We start from the raw sequence: 24,371 nt of genomic DNA, 5'->3' as shown, positions 1-24,371 counted from the left end.
GGCCAGCCGACGACCCTATGTTAGAGTGGCGCCACTTTTTTTCAGGGGGTGATCGCTGTGTGGGAACTGGTCAAATCTGGTGGCTGGATGATGCTACCGATCATTCTGAGTTCCATCGCCGCCGTCGGGATCATCATCGAACGCCTGTGGACCTTACGCGCCAGTCGCATCACGCCGCCGCATTTGCTGGGCCAGGTGTGGCGCTGGATTAAGGACAAACAACTCAACAGCGAAAAACTCAAAGAGCTGCGCGCTGACTCTCCGCTAGGGGAAATCCTCGCAGCAGGCCTTGCCAACTCCCGTCACGGTCGCGAGATCATGAAAGAGTGCATCGAAGAGGCTGCCGCCCGCGTCATCCATGATCTGGAACGCTATCTCGCGACCCTCGGCACCATCGCAGCCATGGCGCCGCTTTTGGGATTGCTCGGCACCGTGCTGGGCATGATCGACATTTTCAGCTCCTTCACCAGTTCTGGTATGACCGGCAATGCCGGGATGCTTGCGGGCGGTATCGCCAAGGCACTGATCTGTACCGCGTCGGGCCTGACCGTCGCGATCCCGACAATCTTTTTCCATCGCTACCTGCAAAGCCGTGTCGACGAGCTGGTGGTTGGTATGGAGCAGGAAGCGATCAAACTGGTTGAAGTGGTGCAGGGCGACCGTGACGTTGATCTGGTCGAAGTCAATGTGCCAGACAAGCCTGCCGGCAAGGCCGAGGGCAAGAAGAAGTGAAATTCCGCCGCCGCAAACCTCGGGAGACTATCGACATCAATCTGGTGTCGCTGATCGACGTGGTGTTTATCTTGCTGCTGTTCTTCGTGGTCACCACCACCTTCACCCGCGAAACCCAGATGCGCGTTGAGCTGCCGCAGTCGGTGACTGGCGCTTCGGCCGACGATGTCGATAAAAAGCACGTCGATATCACCATCAATGCCGACGGCGTGTATTCGGTGAACGACACGCTGCTGCCCGACAGCCATCTGCAAACGCTGATCGACGCCCTGCAAAAGGAATCGGCGGGTGACACCAGCTTGCCGCTGTCCATCAGTGCGGACGGCAAAACGCCGCATCAGGCGGTGATCACTGCCATGGACGCTGCCGGAAAACTCGGTTTCGCCCATTTGCGCATGACCACTGTCGAGGCCGCATCGGCTAACTGATGGCCCTTACCGACCGACTGCTCGACGCCTGGTACACCGGCCATCCCGCCCTCGCATTGCTTCGTCCGCTGGAATGCCTTTATCGGCGCGTGGTCGATAAAAAGCGCGCGCGGTTCGTAGCAGGTGAGGGTGACATCTATAAAGCCCCCGTGCCGGTCATCGTGGTGGGTAATATCACCGTCGGCGGTACGGGTAAGACGCCGCTGATTCTGTGGCTGATCGAGCATTGCCGCAGCCGGGGTTTGAAGGTGGGTGTGGTCAGTCGCGGTTACGGCGCCACGCCGCCCAGCCTGCCGTGGCGCGTTCGCCCTGAGCAAACGGCCGACGAGGCGGGCGATGAGCCGCTGTTGATCGTGCAACGCACTGGCGTGCCGTTGATGATCGACCCCGACCGGGCTCAAGCCGTTCGTGCACTGTTGGCCGATGAGAAGCTCGACCTGGTCCTGTCCGACGATGGCCTGCAGCATTACCGCCTTGCGCGTGATCTTGAACTGGTCTTGATCGACGCTGCCCGCGGTCTGGGCAATCGACGCTGTCTGCCTGCTGGCCCTTTGCGCGAGCCGGTTGAGCGACTGCAAAGCGTTGACGCGCTGCTTTATAACGGCGCCCTTGATGATCGAGAAGATGGCTACGGCTTTCAACTTCAGCCCTCGGCGCTGGTCAATCTGCTGACCGGCGAGCGTCGACCCATAGATCATTTTCCGCCGGGGCAATCGCTGCATGCGGTGGCCGGTATCGGCAACCCGCAACGTTTCTTCAATACCCTCGAAGGACTACACTGGCGGCCTGTGCCACACCCGTTTGCCGATCATGCCGTTTACAACGCCGAGGCTCTTACTTTCGAGCCGTCTCTGCCTTTGGTCATGACCGAAAAGGACGCCGTCAAATGTCGTGCCTTTGCGGGTGCAGACTGGTGGTATCTGGCGGTAGAGGCCGAGCCTTCCACCGCCTTCATTCAGTGGTTCGATTCGCAGTTACACCGTCTTTTGCCATGACTCGCTCAGGATTACTTATGGACACCAAATTGCTCGACATCCTCGCTTGCCCGATCTGCAAGGGGCCGCTCAAGCTCAGCGCTGACAAAACCGAGCTGATCAGCAAAGGCGCAGGCCTTGCTTACCCGATTCGCGATGGCATCCCGGTGATGCTTGAAAGCGAAGCCCGCACCTTGTCTACCGACGAGCGTCTGGACAAATGACCGCAGCCTTCACCGTTGTCATTCCGGCGCGTTACGGCTCCAGCCGGTTTCCTGGCAAACCGCTAAAAACCATCGCTGGCAAGCCTATGATCCAGCATGTCTGGGAACAGGCGCGCAAAAGCAGCGCCGAGCGGGTGGTGGTTGCCACTGACGATGCGCGCATCTTCGAAGCCTGCCGTGCGTTCGGTGCCGACGTGCTGATGACCCGCGATGATCACAACTCGGGCACCGATCGCCTGGCTGAAGTGGCGGCGCAACTGGGGCTTGCCAACGATGCAATCGTCGTAAACGTGCAGGGTGATGAGCCGATGATCCCGCCCTCGGTGATCGATCAGGTGGCTGACAACCTCGCAGCGCATCCCGAAGCGCGGATGTCGACACTGGCCGAGCCTATCGATGACGTGGCGGCGCTGTTCAATCCTAACGTGGTCAAAGTCGCGTCCGATATCAACGGCCTGGCGCTGACGTTCAGCCGCGCACCTTTGCCTTGGGCACGCGATGCATTGGCCAAGGACCGGGATCAATTGCCCGAAGGCGTTCCGTTCCGTCGCCACATTGGTATTTACGCCTACCGCGCCGGGTTTCTGCATGACTTCGTCAGTTGGGGTCCATGCTGGCTGGAGAACACTGAAAACCTTGAGCAACTGCGAGCCCTGTGGCATGGCGTGCGTATCCACGTCGCCGATGCACTGGAAGCGCCGCCTGCCGGCGTCGATACCGCCGAAGATCTGGAACGCGTTCGGCGTTTGCTGGAGGTTTGATGCGGTTTCGTTTTAATGGGTTGGCGTGCCTGATGCGGGTCAACTCATGACCTTGCAGATTCAAACCGACGTTTCCCTCAAGCCGTTCAACACCTTCGGCGTTGATGTTAGGGCGCGCTTGTTTGCCCAGGCCCATAGCGATGACGACGCTCGTCAGGCGCTGGCGTACTCGCAACACCACAGCGTACCGCTGCTGATCTTTGGTGGCGGCAGCAATTTGCTGTTAACGGGCGATATCGATGCGCTGGTGTTGCGCATGGCAAGTCGGGGCATCCGGATTGTCCATGAGGACTGCAGCAATGCGGTGGTCGAGGCTGAAGCGGGGGAGCCGTGGCATCCCTTCGTGCAGGACATGCTCGCACGCGGGCTGGCGGGCCTGGAGAATCTCAGTCTGATTCCGGGGACAGTGGGTGCAGCGCCCATGCAAAACATCGGCGCGTACGGCGTCGAGATCAAAGACGTCTTCCACAGCCTCACGGCCATGGACAGGCAGTCAGGTGAATTGCGCGAGTTCTCTCTCGATGACTGCGCCTTCGGTTACCGTGACAGCGTGTTCAAACATGAGGTCGGACGCTGGTTGATTCTGCGTGTGCGGTTTCGCCTGAGCTACAGGGCCGATCTGCATCTGGACTATGGTCCAGTGCGTCAGCGTCTGGACGAACTGGGCATCAAGCAACCCACGCCGATGGACGTCAGCCGCGCCATTTGTGCCATTCGCAGTGAAAAGCTTCCGGACCCGGCCACTTTGGGCAACGCCGGTAGCTTTTTCAAAAATCCGCTGGTGTCAGCTGATTTGGCTTCGCAGCTAAAGCAGGCGCATCCGGGGCTGGTCAGTTATCCGCAGGCCGACGGTCGCGCGAAACTCGCTGCGGGTTGGCTTATCGAACAGTCTGGGTGGAAGGGTTTTCGTGACGGCGATGCGGGTGTGCACCGCTTGCAGTCTTTGGTATTGGTCAACTACGGTTCGGCAAGCGGAGCTGATTTGCTCAAGTTGGCCCGCCGGATTCAAGCCGACGTCGCTGAGCGGTTCGGCGTCGAGCTGGAAATGGAGCCAAACCTTTACTGAGCCGTCAGCTTCATTTCTTGGCGTGGTCCTGATGTTGCGGATGCTAAATTCAGGTCGATGGAGAGCTCAAGCATGCGTGAAACCCTGTGCGCCATCGTCCTCGCCGCCGGCCAAGGCAGTCGTTACCGACAAGTTGCCGGCCCTCATCGCAACAAATTACTGGCGCAATGTGCAGGGCGCGACGGCGCCGAGCGCTCAGTACTTGAGCATGTTCTGCTCAGCATTCGACCCCTTGTAGATAAATGCGTAGTCATCACCCGCCCCGAATATCCCGGCGTGGCTGAGCTGGGTTTGCAGCACGGCTGTGAGGTCGTGATCCTGGACTCGCCGGGCATGGGTGACAGCATTGCGGCTGCCGTCGCGGCTGAGCCCGACCATCGCGGTTGGCTGGTGGTACTGGGCGACATGCCCTTCATTCACCCCGATACCCTCAAGCAACTGATCGGATCGTTGGAAGACAATGCGATCAGCGTCCCTGTCCACGAAGGCAAATTTGGACATCCGGTAGGATTCGGCCGCGATTTTGGTGCGGCGTTGATGTTGTTGGCGGGCGAGAAGGGTGCCAAGCGGTTGTTTGAAGGGGCAAGGGTCAAGCAACTCAAGGTCGATGATCCGGGGGTGTTGTGGGATATCGATGTGCCCGCTGCACTTGCTTTCACGCGCAGCTAACTCAATTACCCAGACATAAAAAAACCCCACCTGCTCACACAGGTGGGGTTTTTTCATTCAGCGGGGATCAAGCGTGAGGCTTTGGCTCTTTGCTTTCTTCCTGCTCTGCAACGTGGTGATGCGCGGCTTCATCGGCCGGTTGCACGTTCTCGTCAACAGACGGAGCCGGTGCGGCTTCAGTTGGCTTTGCAGGCGCCGGTTCCTCAGCCTTTGGAGCCGGGGCGGCGGCAGCAGGGGCTGATTCGGCCTCTTTCTGCAGACGCTCGGCTTCAAGACGACGGCGACGCACTTCACGTGGATCGTTCGGCGCGCGACCGCTGCTGCTGACTGGCAACGCAGGTGCTGGCTCTGCCGCTACCTGTTCAACGGCTGCTGGTTCAGCAACGACGGGAGCTGGCGTGGCGACGATTTCCGGAGCGGCCAACGACGCTGGCGCTTCGAATACCGCAGGCTCGCTGACCGCCGGCTTAGCAGCTACGTGCTCAACGGCAGGCTCAACGACTGCGGGCTCGTAAGCCAGCTGCTGTTGAGTGTCGACCGCAGGCGCTTCAACCACTGGTGTTTCTATCGGCTTAGGCGCTTCGGCAACCACGGGTGCCTCAACGGCAGCCGGTGTTTCGAACAGCTCAGCCTGAGCCGCAGCTTTTACCTGACGTTCGAACGGAGCCAAAGTGGCGTCGAAAGGCGCGACCTCGACTTCCGGTGCCAGTGCAGGACGGGGGGTGGCCTGAGCAACCGGTGCTTCGATCGCCGGTACTTCTACCTTGGCGGTTTCGGCAACTGGCGATTCAGCAGGTGTTTCAACGGTCGCGGTGGCGAGCTCGGCCTGGCGATGAGCTTCGGCTTCGGCAGGCGCACTGATCACGCTGGTGGCGACGGCTGCGGTAACAGCCAGGGCTGGAGCAACATCCGAAGTTTCGGCTTCTTCGTTTTCCTCAGAACCTTCAGAACCTTCGATCACGTCACCATTGGCATCACGTTGACGTTCGCGACGGTTGCTGCGACGACGCTGACCACGGGAGCGACGACGAGGACGATCGCCTTCGGCGTGTTCCTGATTGTCATCCTGCTGCTCTTCGTTCAGCAATACTTCTTCTTCGGACTCGGCAGCCACAGGCTGTTCGGCACGAGATTGACGTTCTTCACGCGGTGCGCGCGGCTGGCGTTCTTCACGAGGTGCGCGTTCCGGACGCTCTTCGCGTGGCACGTTGACAGCAGCGACAGCGGCAGCAGCAGGTGCTGCATCCAGTGGTTCGCGCAGTTCACGGACCGGACGATCTTCGCGGGACTTGCGGTCTTCACGTGGAGCACGCGGTGCGCGTTCCTCACGTGGAGCGCGAGCCGGACGCTCTTCGCGCGGCGCGGTGGTTTCTTCGCGGGCTTCACGAGGTTCACGGGCCGGACGCTCTTCACGTGGCGCACGTTCTTCACGCGGCGCACGCTCTTCGCGTGGAGCGCGATCTTCACGGGCTTCACGCGGGGCGCGTTCTTCGCGGGGCTTGCGCTCTTCATCGCGGCGGCCGTTACGGCTGCGGCTCTGTTGACGGCCGTTGCGACGTTCTTCGTTACGGGCAGGACGCTCGGTGGCAGCAGGTTTTTCAACCACGGCCGGGGCGGCTGGCTCTTCCTTGGTGGCAAACAGGCTCACCAAAGACTTCACCAGACCTTTGAACAGGCTTGGCTCATGGGCGGCAGGCGCGGCAACCGGTGCTGGCGCTGCGACTTCGGTCGGGACCGGAGCGTTGGCGCGAGCCGGTGCAGTTTTGACAGCAGCTTCCTGACGAACCAGGGTGCGTGTCGCGGCGGCTGGAGGGGCGACTTCTTCGACTTCGGCGGCGGCCGCTGCGATTTCGTAGCTGGTTTGCAGCGTGTGTGCTTCCGGGCTGTCATCGCGCAGACGTTGCACTTCAAAGTGCGGCGTTTCGAGATGATCGTTCGGCAGAATCACGATGCGTGCGCGGGTGCGCAGTTCGATCTTGGTGATCGAGTTGCGTTTTTCGTTGAGCAGGAATGCTGCGACCGGGATCGGCACCTGAGCGCGTACTTCGGCAGTGCGGTCTTTCAGGGCTTCTTCTTCGATCAGACGCAGGATCGCCAGAGACAGCGACTCGACGTCACGGATGATCCCGGTGCCATTGCAGCGAGGGCAAACGATGCCGCTGCTTTCACCCAGGGAAGGGCGCAGACGCTGGCGAGACATTTCCAGCAGGCCAAAGCGGGAGATGCGACCCACTTGGACGCGGGCGCGGTCGGCTTCGAGGCTTTCGCGGACTTTCTCTTCGACCGCGCGCTGGTTCTTGGCTGGCGTCATGTCGATGAAGTCGATGACGATCAGGCCGCCGATGTCACGCAGACGCAGTTGACGGGCGATTTCTTCAGCCGCTTCAAGGTTGGTCTGCAGTGCGGTTTCTTCGATGTCGCTGCCTTTGGTGGCGCGCGCCGAGTTGATGTCGATGGACACCAGGGCTTCGGTAGGATCGATAACGATGGAACCGCCCGACGGCAGCTCGACGACGCGCTGGAAGGCGGTCTCGATCTGGCTTTCGATCTGGAAGCGGTTAAACAGCGGAACGCTGTCTTCGTAGAGTTTGATTTTGCTGGCGTACTGCGGCATGACCTGGCGGATGAAGGTCAGGGCTTCTTCCTGGGCTTCGACGCTGTCGATCAGTACTTCGCCGATGTCCTGGCGCAGATAATCGCGGATGGCGCGGATGATGACGTTGCTTTCCTGATAGATCAGGAACGGCGCGGAGCGGTCCAGCGAGGCTTCTTTAATGGCTGTCCAGAGTTGCAGCAGGTAATCGAGGTCCCACTGCATTTCTTCGCTGCTGCGGCCAAGGCCGGCAGTGCGCACGATCAGGCCCATGTCGGCCGGAGCGATCAAGCCGTTCAGTGCTTCACGCAGTTCGTTGCGCTCTTCACCTTCGATGCGACGGGAGATACCGCCGGCACGAGGGTTGTTCGGCATCAGCACCAGGTAGCGACCGGCCAGGCTGATGAAGGTGGTCAGGGCTGCGCCCTTGTTGCCACGTTCTTCTTTCTCGACCTGAACGATGACTTCCTGGCCTTCAGTCAGGACGTCCTTGATGTTGACGCGGCCTTCGGGGGCTTTCTTGAAGTATTCGCGGGAGATTTCTTTCAGCGGCAGGAAGCCGTGGCGCTCAGAGCCGAAATCGACAAAAGCAGCCTCCAGGCTCGGCTCGATACGAGTGATCCGGCCCTTGTAGATATTGGCCTTCTTCTGCTCGCGGGCCCCGGATTCGATGTCCAGGTCGTAGAGGCGCTGGCCGTCTACCAGCGCAACACGCAACTCTTCGGGTTGAGTTGCGTTAATCAGCATTCTTTTCATGTAGTACCGTCGGTTTCCGGGCTGCCGGAAACGGCGTTCGGCACACACGACTTCTCACGGTCGGTGTCAGGGCACGTCAAGAGTGGTTGGACACTCCAGTGTCTAGCGAGACAGGCCAAAGGGGCCAGGCTTGCGACGACGTTTCCTGCTTGCTGTGGTGACAAATGACACCCTGTCAGCAAAAGCTTTGTCAGGAGGAGGAATCAACCTATGGCTGCGGACGATATGAAGCGTCTTGGATAAAGCCTTGCTACGCAGTCCAACGGTTGTGCGTCTCCACCCCACACGTATCCCTGATAATTCGGGTGCTGCCGCGCGCTGAATCCGCAGCGGGTTTGCATTTACCGCGATCCTTCGATGGGAAGTTCGCGCGTCATGGCTCAAATAAGGCATGGTTTCCGAAGTATTCGCCCGGAGGTGCCTGCAAACGACTGCACTTTGTGAACTGGCCTTGAACATGGGCCTCGATGACGAGTGATTCACTCTGCGATCGGGCTTGTTTCAGGCCTCATGTCACCTGCGCTTGTTACGCTTGCAGACTTCCGTTGTCACCGAAAGCCTCGTAGGACGGCCTCGCGCCCTCGTGAATTGCGTTGGTCACGGCCGGTTGTCATACCGTTGATCCGATGTCCAGGCCGCTTTTGGCGGCGTTCGCGACTATAGCAGCAATCATTAAGTGCTTCAAATCCATAAAAAATTGCTATGATTTGCGCCATGACGACTACGACCCCTCCAACCCCCAGCGTCCAGCTGGTTGAGGTTGCGCCGGAACTTGCCGGACAACGCATCGATAACTTCCTGATCACGTACCTCAAGGGCGTTCCCAAGACCTTGATTTACCGCATATTGCGTAAAGGCGAAGTGCGAGTGAATAAAGGCCGGATCAAGCCCGAGTACAAGCTTCAGGCTGGCGACATTGTGCGCGTTCCACCCGTACGCGTGCCTGAGCGAGACGAACCTGTGCCAGTGGCTCAAGGCCTACTCCAGCGTCTGGAAGCCGCCATCGTCTATGAAGACAAAGCGCTGATCGTGCTCAACAAGCCTGCTGGCATCGCGGTTCACGGCGGCAGCGGGTTGAGCTTCGGCGTTATCGAAGCCTTTCGTCAGTTGCGTCCCGATGCCAAAGAGCTGGAGCTGGTTCACCGGCTCGATCGCGATACGTCCGGTCTGTTGATGATCGCCAAGAAACGCAGCATGTTGCGGCATTTACATGAGCAGTTGCGCGGTGACGGTGTCGACAAGCGCTACATGGCGCTGGTCCGCGGCAACTGGGCGACTGCCGTCAAACAGGTTCGCGCGCCATTGATGAAAAGCAATCTGCGCTCGGGTGAGCGGATGGTTGAGGTCAATGACGAAGGTAAAGAGGCGCTAACGCTGTTCAAGGTGCTGCGCCGGTTTGGCGACTTTGCAACCATGGTCGAGGCGCGGCCGATTACCGGTCGTACCCACCAGATTCGAGTCCATGCTTTGCATGCCGGCCACGAAATTGCCGGCGACACAAAGTACGGCGACGAAGGCTTCAGCAAAGAGATTCGGGATCTGGGCGGCAAGCGTTTGTTCCTCCACGCGTACGCGCTGACCGTTCCCATGCAGGACGGCACTGCGCTGAGGGTAGAGGCGCCTGTCGATGAGATGTGGGCCAAGACAGTGGAGCGATTGAGTGCAGCCTGACTATGAACTGCTGATTTTTGATTGGGACGGCACGCTTGCCGATTCGATTGGGCGCATCGTCGAGGCCATGCGCGAGGCTGCGGTCTTGTCGGATATGCCGGTACGCGATGATCTGGCTATAAAAGGCATCATCGGCCTTGGTCTGCCTGAGGCGATTCGCACGCTGTACCCGGATATTTCAGGCAGCGACCTGATTGATTTCCGTCAGCGCTACGCCGACTGTTACATGGCCATGGATGTCGAGCCGTCGAAGCTTTTTGACGACGTCCTCGATTCCCTGGAGCATTTCCGCACTCAGGGCTATCGGCTGGCTGTTGCCACAGGCAAGGCGCGCAGAGGCCTGGACCGAGTGCTGAAAGCTCACGGCTGGACTGACTATTTCGACATCACCCGTGCCGCTGATGAAACCGCCAGCAAGCCTGATCCGTTGATGTTGCACGAAATTCTCGAGCACTGCGGCGTCAAGCCCGAGAAGGCGTTGATGATCGGTGATTCCTCGTTCGATCTGCAAATGGCGCGCAACGCCGGTATGGACTCGGTCGCAGTGAGTTATGGCGCACAGGCACTGGACGCGTTGCTGGCCTATGAGCCACGGTTGGCCATCGATCATTTTTCTGAATTGCGTGCCTGGCTGGGCACGCGCAGTGCTGAATCTTCGTTGTTGGGGTGATTGATTTATGTCGGACGAATGGAAAGCAACGACGTCGCAGGACAAAGACGATGTGGTTGATAACAAAGCTGATGCAAGGAGCTGGAAACTGCTTGAAAAGACACTGCTGGCCGGTGTTCAGGAGCAGCGCCGCTCGCGCCGATGGGGCATCTTTTTCAAATCCCTGACTTTCCTTTATCTAGTGGCTGCGCTCTTTATATTTTCGCCGCTGATGGATTTCGAGAAGGGCGCTTCGCGCAAGACGAGTCACACGGCGTTGATCGACATTCAGGGCATGATTGCCGACAAGGAAGCTGCCAGCGCTGACAACATCGTGACCGCTTTGCGTGCTGCCTTCGACGATGAGAAGACCAAGGGTGTCATCCTGCGAATCAACAGCCCGGGCGGCAGTCCGGTGCAGTCCGGTTACATCTACGACGAGATTCGCCGCCTGCGCGCGCTGAAGCCTGATATCAAGGTGTATGCCGTGATCAGCGACCTGGGTGCGTCGGGTGCTTATTACATCGCCAGTGCCGCCGATCAGATCTACGCTGACAAGGCCAGTCTCGTGGGCTCCATTGGTGTGACGGCGGCCGGGTTCGGCTTCGTTGGCACCATGGAAAAGCTGGGTGTCGATCGTCGTACCTACACCTCGGGTGAGCACAAGGCTTTTCTTGACCCGTTCCAGCCACCCAAGCCTGACGAGACTGCGTTCTGGCAAGGCGTGCTCGACACCACGCATAAGCAGTTCATCGCTAGCGTAAAGGCCGGTCGCGGTGATCGCTTGAAAGATAAAGAGCATCCCGAGCTGTTTTCCGGGTTGGTGTGGACGGGTGAGCAAGCGGTAGCGCTGGGACTTGTTGACGGGTTGGGTAGCTCAAGCTCCGTGGCGCGCGACGTGATCGGCGAGAAAGACATCGTCGATTACACCGTTCAAGAGTCGCCGTTTGACCGTTTCTCTAAAAAACTCGGTGCGAGCATGGCTGAACAGATTGCGATGTGGGCAGGCTTTAACGGACCTAGCTTGCGCTGATCCCGGTTCCAGCTGCTGCAAACCCGGCCATTGGTCGGGTTTGTCGTTTTCGGGTCAGGGTAGAGTGACGCCTTCGCTGATCAGCATGTCTACCAGCCTTATCAGGGGCAGGCCGATGAGGCTGGTGGCGTCGGGGCCCTCAGTGGCGCGGAACAGGCTGACGCCCAGCCCTTCGGCTTTGAAGCTGCCGGCGCAGTCATAAGGTTGCTCGGCGTGCAGATAGCGGGCAATGCATGCCTGATCCAGATCGCGCATGTGCACCGTGAACCGCACGCAATCAACCTGGTAGCCCCCTGTGTCGCTGTTGAGCAGCGCCAGCCCTGTCAGGAAAGACACGCTTTTGCCGCTGCTGGCTGACAGTTGTTCCTGTGCTCGCTTGAAGGTGTGGGGCTTGCCGAGGATTTGGTCGTCGAGAACCGCCACTTGATCGGAGCCGATGATCAAATGCCCGGGGAAGCGGGTTGCCAGCGCCTGGGCTTTCTCTCGTGCAAGGCGCTTTACCAGTGCGACAGCGGGCTCATCGGGGTAGCGGGTTTCGTCAATGTCCGGTGACGCGCAGACGAACGGCAGGCGCAGACGGTCGAGCAATTCCCGGCGGTAGGGTGAGCTGGAGGCGAGGAGCAAAGGCAGCATGAGGTTCTCCGTAACATGAAAGTCGAGTGTAATCAGTGGCTCGCGCTACGAACAGACAGGAATTTCCTTTGACACTTACAAGGCTCGTCCCTAGAATGCTGCGCCTATGTTGAATGACCCGATTCCACCTCACGTTGACCCGCGCAAATTAGCTGACCGTGGCACTACTCTTCAGGGAGAAATGCTGCTGGCTGATTTGGAGAGACTCTGCGACCCGCTTGCTGACAATCTCGGTACAGTGCAGGCGAAATTCGTTTTTGAACGAGACGAGCGCCGGACTGTGGTTATCCACAGTGCCATCGACGTCGAAGTCAAAATGGTTTGCCAGCGTTGTCTTGAGCTGGTCACCCTGCCGATCCACAGTGAATGCAGTTACATCGTGGTGAAGGAGGGTGCAAACACCCAGTCGTTGCCGAAAGGCTATGACGTGCTGGAACTCGGCGAAGATCCATTGGATCTGCTGGCACTGATCGAGGAGGAGCTTCTGCTCGCCTTGCCCATTGTGCCGTTGCATGATCCGAAAGAATGCCAGCAGCCGGCGGGCCTCGATGAGCCCGAGCCGAGCGAGGACGAGGTAACGCGGTCCAACCCGTTCAGTGTATTGGCGCAGTTAAAGCGTGACCCAAACGTTTAGGAGTTAATCAATTATGGCTGTTCAGCAGAACAAAAAATCCCGCTCTGCCCGTGACATGCGTCGTTCGCACGACGCTCTTGAGGCAAGCACCCTGTCTGTGGAAAAGACCACTGGTGAAATTCACCTGCGTCACCACGTATCGCCAGAAGGCGTATACCGTGGTCGTAAAGTGATCGACAAGGGCGCTGACGAGTAATTTCTTGTCCGCTCCGGTCATCGCGATCGACGCAATGGGCGGGGACTTCGGTCCCCGCAGCATTGTTCAGGCAAGCATCGCCTGTCTGCTCGCTACACCCTCGCTTCATCTGACCCTCGTCGGTCAAGCACCCTTACTTGAAGAACTTATCGCCCGCCATTCCGGTGTGGATCGATCGCGCCTGCTTGTTACCCATGCGCATGAAGTCATCACCATGGATGATCGTCCTGCTATGGCTTTACGTGGCAAGCGTGATTCGTCGATGCGCATTGCATTGCAGTTGGTGGCCAGCGGCCAGGCGCAGGCGTGCGTGAGTGCCGGAAACACAGGGGCGCTGATGGCGCTGTCACGTCTGGTACTCAAGACCCTGCCAGGCATTGATCGTCCTGCCATGGTCGCCGCCATTCCTACCCAGCGTGGTTACTGCCAATTGCTGGACTTGGGCGCCAATGTCGATTGCAGCGCGCAAAATCTCTACCAGTTTGCGGTCATGGGTTCAGTGGCCGCCGAGGCGCTTGGGGTGGTTAATCCAAAAGTGGCACTGCTCAACGTCGGCACTGAAGACATCAAGGGCAATCAGCAGGTCAAGCTTGCTGCTGGTTTGCTGCAGGCCGCGACAGGGCTTAATTACATCGGCTTTGTCGAAGGTGATGGTCTTTATCGAGGCGAAGCTGACGTGGTGGTTTGCGACGGTTTCGTCGGCAATATCCTGCTCAAATCCAGCGAAGGCCTGGCGACCATGATTGGCGAACGCATTGAAACCCTGTTCAGGCGAAATGTGTTAGCCAAAGTCATCGGGGCGCTGGCCATGCCGTTGCTCAATCGGCTCAAGGAAGATCTGGCGCCTGCGCGGCACAACGGAGCGAGCTTTCTCGGTTTGCAGGGGATCGTGATCAAGAGTCACGGCTCGGCAGGCGTGCAAGGCTTTCAGAGTGCGATATCCCGCGCCCTTATCGAGATTCAGGAAAACCTGCCGGAGCGGCTTCGTGGGCGCCTGGAGACGTTGCTCTAGATGGATCGAGCGCTGCGTTTATCGTGGCCTGCGCTAAAATGTGACGCCAGTGACTGGCTGGTCATCCAAATGACCAACTGTTTCGCATAGAATTTCTCGCGCACGGCCAAGGCCGGGCGTTTCTGTCTACGACAATAACCAGGGGCTTGTTTAATGTCTGCATCCCTCGCATTCGTCTTTCCGGGTCAAGGCTCTCAGTCCCTCGGCATGCTTGCCGAACTTGGGGCTCAGTATCCATTGGTCCTGGAGGCGTTCAAAGAAGCCTCCGATGCTTTGGGCTACGACCTCTGGGCGCTGACCCAGGAAGGTCCCGAAGCGCTCCTCAACCAAACCGACAGGACTCAACCGGCGATCCTCACCGCGTCCATCGCGCTATGGCGTGTCTGGCTTGCTGAAGGCGGTGCGCGGCCCGCTTTTGTCGCTGGGCACAGCCTGGGTGAATACAGTGCGTTGGTAGCCGCCGGCAGCTTGTCTTTAGCGGATGCGGTGAAGTTGGTCGAGCGTCGCGGGCAGTTGATGCAAGAAGCTGTGCCTGCGGGGCAGGGCGGCATGGCGGCGATCCTCGGCCTCGATGACGCTGATGTCATTGCCGCTTGCGATGAAGCCGCGCAGGGCGAAGTCGTCAGTGCGGTCAACTTCAATTCGCCTGGACAGGTAGTGATTGCCGGGGCAAAAGCGGCAGTCGAGCGCGCTATCGAGCTGTGCAAGGCCAAAGGCGCCAAGCGGGCCTTGCCGTTGCCAGTCAGCGTGCCTTCGCATTGCGAGCTGATGCGCCCTGCGGCGGAGCGTTTTGCCGAATCGGTCGCTGCCATCGATTGGCAGGCGCCGCAGATTCCCCTGGTGCAAAACGTCAGCGCCAGTGTGGTATCGGATCTGGACACGCTCAAGACCGATTTGCTGCAACAACTCTACAAGCCTGTGCGCTGGGTCGAGTCTATCCAGACATTGGCCGCCAGCGGCGCCGTGCAACTGGTCGAATGCGGGCCAGGCAAAGTGCTGGCTGGCCTGAACAAGCGTTGCGCAGACGGCGTGACAACCTACAACCTCAATACCCCAGACGCTTTCGCCGCCACTCGCGCGGCGTTGGCTTGATAAGGAGACGCTTGCATGAGCCTGCAAGGTAAAGTTGCGCTGGTTACCGGCGCTAGCCGCGGAATCGGCCAAGCCATTGCGCTTGAATTGGGCCGCAATGGTGCGACCGTTGTTGGTACCGCCACGTCCGAAGCGGGTGCCGAGCGCATCACCGCCAGCTTCAAGGAGCACGGGATCGAGGGCTTCGGCCTGGCACTGGATGTCTGCAGCAACGAGTCCGTCAGCGCAACTCTGGCGTTGATTCAAGAGCGCGTCGGTGCGCCATTGATCCTGGTCAATAATGCCGGTATCACCCGCGATAACCTGATGATGCGCATGAAAGATGACGAATGGCATGATGTCATCGACACTAACCTGAACAGCCTGTATCGCCTGTCCAAGGGGGTTTTGCGCGGCATGACGAAGGCACGCTGGGGTCGAATTATCAGCATTGGTTCGGTTGTGGGTGCCATGGGCAACGCAGGCCAAGTAAACTATGCCGCCGCGAAAGCGGGGCTCGAAGGTTTCAGTCGCGCCCTGGCGCGTGAAGTGGGTTCGCGGTCAGTGACCGTCAACTCGGTAACTCCAGGGTTTATCGATACCGATATGACCCGCGAGTTGCCTGAGGCACAACGTGATTCCCTGACGACTCAGATTCCTCTGGGTCGACTGGGGCAGGCAGAAGAGATCGCGCACGTGGTCGCTTTTCTTGCTTCGGAAGGTGCAGGCTACGTTACCGGGGCTACAATCCCCGTGAACGGCGGCATGTACATGTGATGGGCCGCTTCAAAAAAATGTAATACGGGCTGTCTAAAATCCGTTATAAAGCTGAAATCTTTTAACGGGCAGAAGGTGATGGGCGTAACGGGAATTGCGTTTAGCTTGAAATACGCAAAACCTCTTCTATACACTTACCCATCAGCCAGCTGCCTGAATTTGTCCACTAGGAGTTAAAACACGGTATGAGCACCATCGAAGAGCGCGTCAAGAAAATCGTTGCTGAACAACTTGGCGTCAAGGCAGAGGAAGTTACCAACAGTGCTTCCTTCGTTGAAGACCTGGGTGCCGACTCCCTTGACACCGTTGAGCTGGTGATGGCTCTGGAAGAGGAATTCGAGACTGAAATCCCTGACGAAGAAGCCGAGAAGATCACCACTGTTCAAGCTGCTATCGATTACGTTACTGCCCACCAGGCATAACAGTTTGTAATCGTCGCTTGCTGTCGTGGAAAAACCGCACTGCCCCCCGGCGTGCGGTTTTTTCTTTAAGAAACGCTGCAGCGTGTCGTCATTAGAAAAAAAGGAGAGTCCTGTGTCGCGTAGACGCGTCGTGGTCACCGGTATGGGTATGCTGACGCCATTGGGCACCGATGTGCCGAGTACCTGGCAAGGCATTCTGGCTGGCCACAGTGGCATTGGCCTTATCGAACACACGGACCTTTCGGCTTACAGCACTCGCTTCGGTGGATCTGTCAAAGGCTTCGATGTCGAGCAATACCTGTCGCTCAAGGAAGCTCGCAAGCTCGACCTGTTTATTCAGTACGGGTTAGCGGCGGGATTTCAGGCAGTTCGCAACGCCGGACTTGAAGTCAACGATGCCAATCGTGATCGTATTGGCGTGGCGATGGGTTCAGGCATCGGTGGCTTGACCAACATCGAAGACACCAGTCGCATCCTGCATTCGTCAGGCCCTCGGCGGATTTCGCCATTCTTCGTGCCTGGCTCGATCATCAACATGATTTCCGGATTTCTGTCCATTCACCTGGGTGCACAGGGACCTAACTACGCCATCGCCACGGCGTGTACCACCGGTACGCACTGCATCGGCATGGCTGCGCGCAATATCGCCTACGACGAAGCCGACGTGATGATCGCAGGCGGCGCCGAAATGGCGGCCTGTGGTCTGGGCATGGGCGGCTTCGGTGCATCCCGCGCACTCTCGACCCGTAATGATGACCCCGCGCGTGCCAGCCGTCCTTGGGACAAAGGCCGCGATGGTTTCGTGCTGGCCGACGGTGCCGGTGCGCTGGTGCTCGAAGAGCTGGAACACGCTAAGGCACGAGGCGCGACCATTTACGCCGAACTCATCGGCTTTGGTATGAGTGGCGACGCCTTCCACATGACCTCGCCACCAGATGATGGCGCGGGCGCTGCTCGCTGCATTACCAATGCGCTGCGAGATGCCAAGGTCAATGTCGACCAGGTGCAATACATCAACGCCCACGGCACCTCGACCCCGGCCGGCGATCTGGCCGAAGCCAATGCCATCAAGTCGGTATTCGGCGAGCACGCTAAACAATTGGCGGTCAGCTCGACCAAATCCATGACCGGACATTTGCTGGGCGCAGCAGGCGCGGTGGAAGCGATCTTCAGCATTCTGGCGATCAACGGTCAGGTCGCGCCGCCGACCATTAACCTCGATGAGCCTGATGAAGGCTGCGATCTGGACTTCGTGCCCCATGAGGCGCGCAACATGCCGATCGACGTGGTGATATCCAACTCGTTCGGCTTTGGTGGTACCAACGGCTCTCTGGTGTTCCGCCGGTTCGCCGAATGACCTTGTGCTGGATCGATGGCGTCCCGGCCGACACGCTGTCCGTCAAGGATCGCGGGTTGGCCTACGGGGACGGCCTGTTCGAGACCATTCTGGTGAAGTCCGGCCAGCCGGTGCTGTTGGAGCGTCACCTGGGGCGTCTCGAGTCTGGCGGTTCACGCCTCGCGCTGGCGCTGAACCTGCCGTTGATCCAGCGCGAATGCCTCGCCTTCGCTACGCAGATGGGCGAAGGCGTTATGAAGCTGATCGTCACTCGCGCCGATGGTCAACGCGGTTACGCTCCAGTACCTGGCGCGCAACCTCGGCGCATCCTTCAGTCCAGCCCGCCGCCCGCCTATCCCGAAGGCCACGCTGAACTCGGGATTCGATTATTTCCCTGTCAGACCCGGCTTGCCGAGCAGCCCTTGTTGGCCGGCCTCAAGCACCTCAACCGCCTTGAACAGGTGATTGCCCGAAGCGAATGGCAGGACACTGAGCATGCCGAAGGGCTGATGCGCGACACATCCGGTCGCATAATCGAGGCGGTGTACAGCAACCTGTTTTTGATCGAGGGTACCGTGTTGCGCACAGCTGATCTTGGTCGCTGCGGGGTGGCCGGAGTCATGCGCGCGGAGTTGCTGGGACAAGCGAGTGCTGCGGGCATTGACGTGGAAGTGACTGATCTGCAGATGAGCGATCTTGCGCAGGCCAACGAGGTGTTCGTCTGCAACAGTGTTTATGGTGTTTGGCCAGTGTGCGCTTTCGAGCGGCAGAACTGGCCGGTTGGTCCGCTCACCCGTAAACTGCAAAATCTTGCCCGCAGGCTTCTGGATATCTGATTCGTGATCCGAAAATTATTGGTCTTGCTGGAGACGGGTGTTGTTCTGGCGGGTTTGTTATTAGGGCTGGCGTATTGGCAGCAAAACACCGCGTTGCATCAACCGCTTAATCTGACCCAGGAACAACTGCTGGACGTCCCTTCGGGCTCCTCGCCAACGGGCGTGCTCAATCGTCTGCAAACAGAAGGCGTGATCAAGGATGCCTTCTGGCTGCGTCTCTACTGGCGTTTCAATCTCGCGGAACAATCACTGCACAGCGGCGAGTACCGCATGGCGCCGGGGATGGACGCCAAGTCCCTGCTGACACTGTGGCAGAAGGGCGATGTCGTGCAGTACAGCTTGACGCTGGTCGAAGGCTGGAATTTCCGTCAAGTGCGCGCCGCACTCGGTAAGCAGGCGAAGCTTGAGCAGACTCTGGCCAATCTCAGCGACAGCGAGTTGATGGCCAAGCTAGGCCACCCGGACGTATTTCCAGAGGGCCGTTTCTTTCCCGATACCTACCGCTACGTGCGCGGCATGACCGATGTCGAGTTGTTGAAGCAGGCGTACAACCGCCTTGATGAAGTGCTCAAAGAGGAGTGGGAAAAGCGCGCGTCAGAGGCTCCATACAGTAATCCTTACCAAGCGTTGATCATGGCGTCACTGGTCGAGAAAGAAACCGGCGTGCCACAGGAGCGAGGGCAGATTGCCGGCGTGTTCGTACGGCGGCTGCAACAAGGCATGCTGCTGCAAACCGATCCGACCGTAATCTACGGCTTGGGTGAGCGCTACACCGGCAAACTGACGCGAGCCTTCCTCAAGGAAGCAACGCCTTACAACACCTACGTGATTTCCGGATTGCCGCCGACGCCGATTTCAATGGTCGGCCGCGAGGCGATTCACGCTGCCATGAATCCGGTGGCGGGCAGCAGTCTGTATTTTGTTGCCCGTGGCGACGGCAGTCATGTGTTCTCCAATGATCTGGATGCGCATAATGCAGCGGTCAAGGAGTACCAGCTCAAGCGTCGTGCCGACTACCGATCCAGCCCGGCCCCAATTGCTGTTCCGGCTCCGGTCGCTGACCCTGCGTTGCCAGCTGTGCCGGTTGTCCCTGCGCAGACCGACACGTCCGATAACGACAGCAGCAAGCCGGTATCTTCCACACCCGATCAGCCTGCCGATAAGTCGGTGGCGCCGGACCAAAGCCCTGACAAACGCGAAGAAAGCGGAAAATCACCGCAATGAATCTGATTAAGGACCGCCCGTGACTGGCTTGTTTATTACCTTGGAAGGTCCCGAAGGCGCGGGCAAGAGCACCAACCGCGAATACCTCGCCGCGTGCCTGCGCAGCCACGGTATCGACGTTGTGCTGACACGCGAGCCCGGCGGCACGCCTTTGGCCGAAAGCATCCGCGAATTACTGTTGGCGCCCAGCGACGAAGCCATGGACGCTGACACCGAGCTGCTGCTGGTATTTGCGGCGCGGGCCCAGCATCTGGCTCAGGTCATTCGCCCGGCATTGGCCCGTGGCGCAGTGGTTTTGTGCGACCGATTTACCGACGCAACCTACGCGTATCAGGGCGGCGGCCGTGGTTTGTCCATCGAGCGGATCGCCACCCTGGAGAATTTTGTTCAGGGCGCCTTGCGTCCAGACCTGACGCTGGTCTTCGACTTGCCGGTCGAGATTGGGCTGGCCCGCGCCACCGCCCGCGGTCGGCTGGATCGCTTCGAACGGGAGGGGCGAGCGTTCTTCGACGCCGTGCGCAGTACTTATCTGAATCGCGCCGCAGCCGCTCCCGAGCGCTACCGTTTGGTGGACGCTGCATTGTCGTTGCCTCAAGTTCAGGCGTCGCTTGATGTCTTGGTGCCTGAATTACTGAAGTTGCTCGCGGAAGCCCGACATGCCTGAGGCCTATCCTTGGCAGGAAAGCTTGTGGCAGCAAATGGCCGGGCGCGAACAGCATGCCCACGCCTATCTGCTGCACGGTCCGATCGGCATCGGCAAGCGCGCGCTGGCCGAACGTTTGATGTACCGCTTGCTGTGTCAGCGCCCGATCGGGCTCGACGCTTGCGGTGAGTGCAAATCTTGCCTGTTGCTGGCCGCCGGAAGTCATCCTGACAATTACGTGCTGGAGCCTGAAGAGGCCGACAAGGCGATCAAGGTCGATCAGGTGCGCGATCTGGTCAGTTTCGTGGTTCAAACCGCGCAGATGGGCGGTCGCAAGGTGGTGCTGATCGAGCCCGTCGAGTCGATGAACATCAACGCCGCCAACGCCTTGCTCAAAAGTCTGGAAGAGCCGTCTGGCAATACCGTACTGTTGCTGGTCACTCATCAGCCGAGCCGTCTGCTGCCAACCGTGAAAAGCCGTTGTGTGCAACAAGCCTGTCCGCTGCCCAGCGAGGCCATGAGCCTGGCTTGGCTGGCCGATGCGCTGCCGGGCTCCAGCGAGGACGAGCGCGTCGAATTACTGAGCCTGGCCGCCGGTTCACCTTTGGCTGCGGTGAGGCTTCAGGGGCAGGGGATCCGCGAGCAGCGCGCGCTGGTGGTCGACGGCGTGAAGAAGCTGCTCAAACAGCAGGCCTCGCCGACGCAACTGGCCGAAGGCTGGAAAGACATTCCCTTGTTATTGCTGTTCGACTGGTTCTGCGACTGGACACAGCTGATCCTGCGCTATCAGTTGACTCAGGACGAAGCTGGCTTGGGACTGGCCGATATGCGCAAGGTGGTTCAGTACCTGGCGCAGAAGTCCGCCCAGGGAAAAGTGCTGTCGATGCAGGACTGGGTGCTCGCCCAGCGACAGAAAGTCGTGTCCAAGGCGAACTTGAACCGAGTGTTGTTGCTCGAAGCCTTATTGGTGCAGTGGGCAGAGCTGACCGGTCGAGGGTAGACTGGCTGGCGTTGCGCAAGAAAACACAGATTATCCCCCGGGGAGTCACGATGAGTTTGCCACTGAGTCCAGGTCCACGTAACGGCATTCTGTCCCTGACCATCAAGGACAAGTCGGTTCTCTACGCCGCCTATATGCCGTTCATCAAGAATGGCGGTTTGTTCATCCCGACCAGTAAAAGCTACAAGCTGGGCGATGAGGTGTTCATGTTGCTGAACCTGATGGACGAGCCCGAGAAAATCCCGGTCGCCGGCAAAGTCACCTGGATCACTCCAAAAGGGGCTCAGGGCAACCGCGCCGCAGGCGTTGGCGTGCAGTTCAACGACGGTGACAACACCGCGCGCAACATGATTGAAAATTACCTGGCCGGCGCCCTCAAGTCCGACCGTCCTACCCACACGATGTAAGTTGCTCCGTCCCCATGCTCGTAGATTCCCATTGCCACCTCGATCGTCTTGACCTCACCGAACACGCAGGCTCCCTTGACGCTGCTCTTGATGCCGCGCGGGGCAGGGGGGTCGGGCATTTCCTGTGCATCGGCGTCAGTGCCGAAAACGCCGGTGCGGTGAAGGCGCTGGCCGAGCGCTACGATGATGTGGATTGTTCGGTGGGCATCCATCCGTTGGACCTCAAGCCCGGTGAAGCGCCTGCGCTGGCCTGGTTGCTTGATGAACTGGATCATCCGCGCGTAGTGGCGATAGGCGAAACCGGCCTGGATTACCACTACGAACCCGAAGCCGCCGAGTTGCAGCAGGCGTCGTTTCGGCTGCACCTGCAAGCTGCCAACATCACCGGGAAACCGGTGATCGTACATACCCGAGGGGCCCGTGCCGACACCCTGACTCTGTTGCGCGAAGCGGCATTGCCCCAGGGCGGCGTGTTGCACTGCTTCACCGAAGACTGGGAGATGGCCAAGGCCGCGCTGGATTTAGGCTTCTATATTTCGCTGTCTGGGATCGTCACCTTCCGCAACGCCGAAGCACTGCGCGATGTAGCCAGCAAGGTCCCGGCTGATCGGCTGCTGGTCGAAACCGATTCGCCGTATCTCGCGCCCATTCCCTATCGCGGCAAGCCCAACCTGCCGCAGTACGTGCGCGAAGTCGCTGAGTTCCTGGCTATGTTGCGAGGCGAAACTTACGAGCGCTTCTCGGAGCAAACCACCGAGAACTTTCGACGTCTGTTTCCGCTGGCACACGTCACTGCCTGAGGCCTCAAATCGCAGGCAAAAAAAACCCGGGTTCTGGGGGGTGAATCCGGGTTAAGACCATTAGGAGTAAAACAAAGACACGCTGTCCGTTGGTGTCTTTACTGGCGCGCCATTTGGGGGAGATGCCGCGTCAGCGACTTTAAGTATTGGTCAGATTCAGCCATCGTCCAGCGCCGTTTGTACATTTTTTAAACAGTTTTGGAATACCTGAAGCTGTGCTCATAGCCCAATGCGCAGCGGTAGCAGCGATTCCCTGTGTAACATCCTCGAACTTCTACAAAAGGCTGAGCAAATGTGCCGAATATGCCAATCTCTGGTCTTCCGCGCATTGGTGCTACAGATGAAGGGTATGCCTGACTGGCTTCGGCACCTTTGAGAGCGGGCGTATTCGCGAAGTAACGTGAACATGGTCGGATGATCCGTGCAATTTGGCACAACATAGGCATAATGTGCGGCTTCGATTTTGAACCCGCAGCCTCTTCCTATGCAGAAAGAACCTCGTAAAGTTCGTGAATTTCGGCGCCGTGAGCAGGAAATTCTCGACACCGCGCTCAAGCTGTTTCTTGAACAGGGCGAAGACAGTGTCACTGTCGAGATGATCGCTGATGCAGTTGGTATCGGCAAAGGGACTATCTACAAGCATTTCAAATCCAAGGCAGAGATCTATCTGCGTCTGATGCTCGACTACGAGCGTGATTTGAACGAGCTGCTGCATTCCGCCGACGTCGACAAAGACAAGGAGGCGTTGTCCCGCGCCTACTTCGAGTTCCGTATGCGCGATCCGCAGCGCTACCGGTTGTTCGATCGTCTGGAAGAAAAAGTAGTTAAGGGCAATCAAGTTCCTGAGATGGTCGAGGAGCTACACAAGATCCGCGCCTCCAACTTCGAGCACCTCACGCTGCTGATCAAGGGACGTATCTGCGAAGGCAAGCTTGAGGATGTGCCGCCGTATTTCCACTACTGCGCCGCCTGGGCTTTGGTGCATGGCGCCGTTGCGCTGTATCACTCTCCTTTCTGGAGCAATGTGCTCGAAGATCAGGAAGGGTTTTTCCAGTTCCTGATGGATATCGGTGTGCGCATGGGCAACAAGCGTAAGCGTGATATCGAGCCTGCTCACGACCCTAAGCCGCAAATCTCCGACACCTGACTGAAGTGGCGCAAAAGCTGCATTAGACGACCATTCGCCGGTTTTCCGTCGCCGGCCTTTGGAGAGATTAATGCGTAGCCTGCTGTTAGTAATGGCGCTGTTGGCTTTGAGTGGGTGCATGCACGTCAGTGATTTGGCGCAAGGCGCCCGCGACGAATTGAGCGATGCGGGGCTTCTGGACCACAGTTCCACCCGCCGTATCAGTAATTGGCGGCTGCAGCCCGACTCTTTCATCTATATCGCCCAAGGCGCTTTCGTACCGCCAGGCGGCGCTTATCCCCGACCCAACGTAGTCGCTGAAGAAGCCTTCAAGGGCTTCGTCGAGTACTTTCCGATGGTCCGCAGAGCCAAGGCGCCTGAAGGTCTCGATGAAGCAATGAACGAAGCCCGCAGCGCCGGCGCTCACTATTTGCTGTACACCCGATTTGCGAAAGCTGACGACCGCATTGGCAACTTCGATGAATGGTCCGACCAGGAATCGCTGGATCGACTGGGCATCGACAGCGGTGTCATTCAGTTGATGCTGATCGAAACCAACACCCGCTACTTGATCGATTCGGCGCGCATTCGCAGTCGCGGCGGATTGCTCACGCTGTACGACACCAAGCCCGAAGATTTGCTTGGTCCGCCGATGGAAGACTACGCTCGTAGCCTGATCGGTGTAGAGCGTCGCTAAG

General features: G+C 58.9%; 27 protein-coding genes. 25 read left to right on the top strand and 2 right to left on the bottom strand.

Going from position 1 to position 24,371, the window contains the following annotated elements:
- Positions 1 to 57 precede the first annotated feature (57 nt).
- The 7 genes from ACWKWM_RS13115 to ACWKWM_RS13085 all read left to right on the top strand — a co-directional run bounded on the left by ACWKWM_RS13115 (position 58) and on the right by ACWKWM_RS13085 (position 4,854).
- A complete protein-coding gene (locus tag ACWKWM_RS13115) occupies positions 58 to 732 on the top strand; it encodes a MotA/TolQ/ExbB proton channel family protein (protein ID WP_483846548.1) in 675 nt (224 codons plus the stop codon).
- Positions 729 to 1,160, top strand: a complete 432-nt coding sequence (locus tag ACWKWM_RS13110; protein WP_483846547.1) for an ExbD/TolR family protein — start codon at positions 729 to 731, stop codon at positions 1,158 to 1,160. Before ACWKWM_RS13115 ends, ACWKWM_RS13110 begins: the two co-directional genes overlap by 4 nt.
- Positions 1,160 to 2,155 carry a tetraacyldisaccharide 4'-kinase gene (gene lpxK, locus ACWKWM_RS13105; protein WP_483846546.1) on the top strand — a complete coding sequence of 332 codons (996 nt, stop codon included), beginning with the start codon at positions 1,160 to 1,162 and terminating at the stop codon, positions 2,153 to 2,155. Before ACWKWM_RS13110 ends, lpxK begins: the two co-directional genes overlap by 1 nt.
- A gap of 17 nt (positions 2,156 to 2,172) precedes the next feature.
- Positions 2,173 to 2,358 (top strand): Trm112 family protein, encoded by a 186-nt coding sequence (locus ACWKWM_RS13100; protein ID WP_007931663.1) that lies wholly within the window; start codon positions 2,173 to 2,175, stop codon positions 2,356 to 2,358.
- Positions 2,355 to 3,119, top strand: coding sequence for a 3-deoxy-manno-octulosonate cytidylyltransferase (kdsB, locus tag ACWKWM_RS13095; RefSeq protein WP_483846545.1), 765 nt, complete (start codon positions 2,355 to 2,357; stop codon positions 3,117 to 3,119). The genes ACWKWM_RS13100 and kdsB overlap by 4 nt, the downstream gene beginning before the upstream one ends.
- Positions 3,120 to 3,165: 46 nt before the next feature.
- On the top strand, positions 3,166 to 4,185 hold the full coding sequence (murB, locus tag ACWKWM_RS13090; RefSeq protein ID WP_483846544.1) for a UDP-N-acetylmuramate dehydrogenase: 1,020 nt from the start codon (positions 3,166 to 3,168) through the stop codon (positions 4,183 to 4,185).
- 72 nt (positions 4,186 to 4,257) lie between these two features.
- Entirely contained in the window at positions 4,258 to 4,854 is a 597-nt protein-coding gene (locus ACWKWM_RS13085) for a nucleotidyltransferase family protein (protein WP_483846543.1), read from the top strand.
- Between the two features lie 67 nt (positions 4,855 to 4,921).
- Here ACWKWM_RS13085 and rne read toward each other — a convergent pair whose 3' ends face one another.
- Positions 4,922 to 8,194, bottom strand: coding sequence for a ribonuclease E (rne, locus tag ACWKWM_RS13080; RefSeq protein ID WP_483846542.1), 3,273 nt, complete (start codon positions 8,192 to 8,194; stop codon positions 4,922 to 4,924).
- A 723-nt stretch (positions 8,195 to 8,917) separates the two neighbouring features.
- On the opposite strand from rne, the gene rluC reads away from it, so the two are divergent.
- The 3 genes from rluC to sppA are packed head-to-tail and all read left to right on the top strand — an operon-like array spanning position 8,918 to position 11,556.
- The gene (gene rluC, locus ACWKWM_RS13075) at positions 8,918 to 9,874 is read left to right on the top strand and encodes a 23S rRNA pseudouridine(955/2504/2580) synthase RluC (RefSeq protein WP_483846541.1); all 957 of its coding nucleotides are present in this window, start codon (positions 8,918 to 8,920) and stop codon (positions 9,872 to 9,874) included.
- Complete coding sequence (locus tag ACWKWM_RS13070) at positions 9,864 to 10,544, top strand: HAD-IA family hydrolase (protein ID WP_483846540.1); 681 nt, start codon at positions 9,864 to 9,866, stop codon at positions 10,542 to 10,544. The genes rluC and ACWKWM_RS13070 overlap by 11 nt, the downstream gene beginning before the upstream one ends.
- Before the next feature lie 7 nt (positions 10,545 to 10,551).
- Positions 10,552 to 11,556 (top strand): signal peptide peptidase SppA, encoded by a 1,005-nt coding sequence (gene sppA / locus ACWKWM_RS13065; RefSeq protein WP_483846539.1) that lies wholly within the window; start codon positions 10,552 to 10,554, stop codon positions 11,554 to 11,556.
- Between the two features lie 54 nt (positions 11,557 to 11,610).
- Here the strand turns inward: sppA and ACWKWM_RS13060 are convergent, their stop codons facing one another.
- Positions 11,611 to 12,189 (bottom strand): Maf family protein, encoded by a 579-nt coding sequence (locus ACWKWM_RS13060; RefSeq protein WP_483846538.1) that lies wholly within the window; start codon positions 12,187 to 12,189, stop codon positions 11,611 to 11,613.
- Positions 12,190 to 12,295: 106 nt separating this feature from the next.
- On the opposite strand from ACWKWM_RS13060, the gene ACWKWM_RS13055 reads away from it, so the two are divergent.
- The 15 genes from ACWKWM_RS13055 to ACWKWM_RS12985 all read left to right on the top strand — a co-directional run bounded on the left by ACWKWM_RS13055 (position 12,296) and on the right by ACWKWM_RS12985 (position 24,370).
- Entirely contained in the window at positions 12,296 to 12,823 is a 528-nt protein-coding gene (locus tag ACWKWM_RS13055; protein ID WP_483846537.1) for a YceD family protein, read from the top strand.
- Between the two features lie 13 nt (positions 12,824 to 12,836).
- Entirely contained in the window at positions 12,837 to 13,019 is a 183-nt protein-coding gene (gene rpmF, locus ACWKWM_RS13050) for a 50S ribosomal protein L32 (protein ID WP_002552688.1), read from the top strand.
- A gap of 4 nt (positions 13,020 to 13,023) precedes the next feature.
- The gene (gene plsX / locus ACWKWM_RS13045) at positions 13,024 to 14,031 is read left to right on the top strand and encodes a phosphate acyltransferase PlsX (RefSeq protein ID WP_483846536.1); all 1,008 of its coding nucleotides are present in this window, start codon (positions 13,024 to 13,026) and stop codon (positions 14,029 to 14,031) included.
- Positions 14,032 to 14,184: 153 nt separating this feature from the next.
- Entirely contained in the window at positions 14,185 to 15,123 is a 939-nt protein-coding gene (gene fabD / locus ACWKWM_RS13040) for an ACP S-malonyltransferase (RefSeq protein WP_483846535.1), read from the top strand.
- Positions 15,124 to 15,138: 15 nt separating this feature from the next.
- The gene (gene fabG, locus ACWKWM_RS13035; protein ID WP_483846534.1) at positions 15,139 to 15,879 is read left to right on the top strand and encodes a 3-oxoacyl-ACP reductase FabG; all 741 of its coding nucleotides are present in this window, start codon (positions 15,139 to 15,141) and stop codon (positions 15,877 to 15,879) included.
- Positions 15,880 to 16,064: 185 nt separating this feature from the next.
- Complete coding sequence (acpP, locus tag ACWKWM_RS13030; RefSeq protein ID WP_314579172.1) at positions 16,065 to 16,301, top strand: acyl carrier protein; 237 nt, start codon at positions 16,065 to 16,067, stop codon at positions 16,299 to 16,301.
- A 112-nt stretch (positions 16,302 to 16,413) separates the two neighbouring features.
- Positions 16,414 to 17,658, top strand: coding sequence for a beta-ketoacyl-ACP synthase II (gene fabF / locus ACWKWM_RS13025; RefSeq protein ID WP_483846533.1), 1,245 nt, complete (start codon positions 16,414 to 16,416; stop codon positions 17,656 to 17,658).
- A complete protein-coding gene (pabC, locus tag ACWKWM_RS13020) occupies positions 17,655 to 18,473 on the top strand; it encodes an aminodeoxychorismate lyase (protein ID WP_483846532.1) in 819 nt (272 codons plus the stop codon). The genes fabF and pabC overlap by 4 nt, the downstream gene beginning before the upstream one ends.
- A gap of 3 nt (positions 18,474 to 18,476) precedes the next feature.
- Positions 18,477 to 19,697: an endolytic transglycosylase MltG gene (gene mltG / locus ACWKWM_RS13015; protein ID WP_483846531.1), complete on the top strand. Its 1,221-nt coding sequence runs from the start codon at positions 18,477 to 18,479 to the stop codon at positions 19,695 to 19,697.
- A gap of 19 nt (positions 19,698 to 19,716) precedes the next feature.
- Positions 19,717 to 20,361, top strand: coding sequence for a dTMP kinase (tmk, locus tag ACWKWM_RS13010; protein ID WP_483846530.1), 645 nt, complete (start codon positions 19,717 to 19,719; stop codon positions 20,359 to 20,361).
- Positions 20,354 to 21,340: a DNA polymerase III subunit delta' gene (locus ACWKWM_RS13005; RefSeq protein ID WP_483846529.1), complete on the top strand. Its 987-nt coding sequence runs from the start codon at positions 20,354 to 20,356 to the stop codon at positions 21,338 to 21,340. The genes tmk and ACWKWM_RS13005 overlap by 8 nt, the downstream gene beginning before the upstream one ends.
- Before the next feature lie 50 nt (positions 21,341 to 21,390).
- Positions 21,391 to 21,747, top strand: a complete 357-nt coding sequence (locus ACWKWM_RS13000; RefSeq protein WP_268797228.1) for a PilZ domain-containing protein — start codon at positions 21,391 to 21,393, stop codon at positions 21,745 to 21,747.
- Positions 21,748 to 21,761: 14 nt separating this feature from the next.
- The gene (locus ACWKWM_RS12995; RefSeq protein ID WP_483846528.1) at positions 21,762 to 22,547 is read left to right on the top strand and encodes a TatD family hydrolase; all 786 of its coding nucleotides are present in this window, start codon (positions 21,762 to 21,764) and stop codon (positions 22,545 to 22,547) included.
- Between the two features lie 484 nt (positions 22,548 to 23,031).
- Complete coding sequence (locus tag ACWKWM_RS12990; RefSeq protein ID WP_483846527.1) at positions 23,032 to 23,694, top strand: TetR/AcrR family transcriptional regulator; 663 nt, start codon at positions 23,032 to 23,034, stop codon at positions 23,692 to 23,694.
- Between the two features lie 70 nt (positions 23,695 to 23,764).
- On the top strand, positions 23,765 to 24,370 hold the full coding sequence (locus tag ACWKWM_RS12985; RefSeq protein WP_483846526.1) for a DUF4823 domain-containing protein: 606 nt from the start codon (positions 23,765 to 23,767) through the stop codon (positions 24,368 to 24,370).
- Position 24,371: the final 1 nt, after the last annotated feature.

Source organism: Pseudomonas rosaeacicularis (assembly GCF_057128745.1).
The sequence above is the reverse complement of the archived record's forward strand: the minus strand, read 5'-3'. Positions and strand labels throughout refer to the sequence as shown.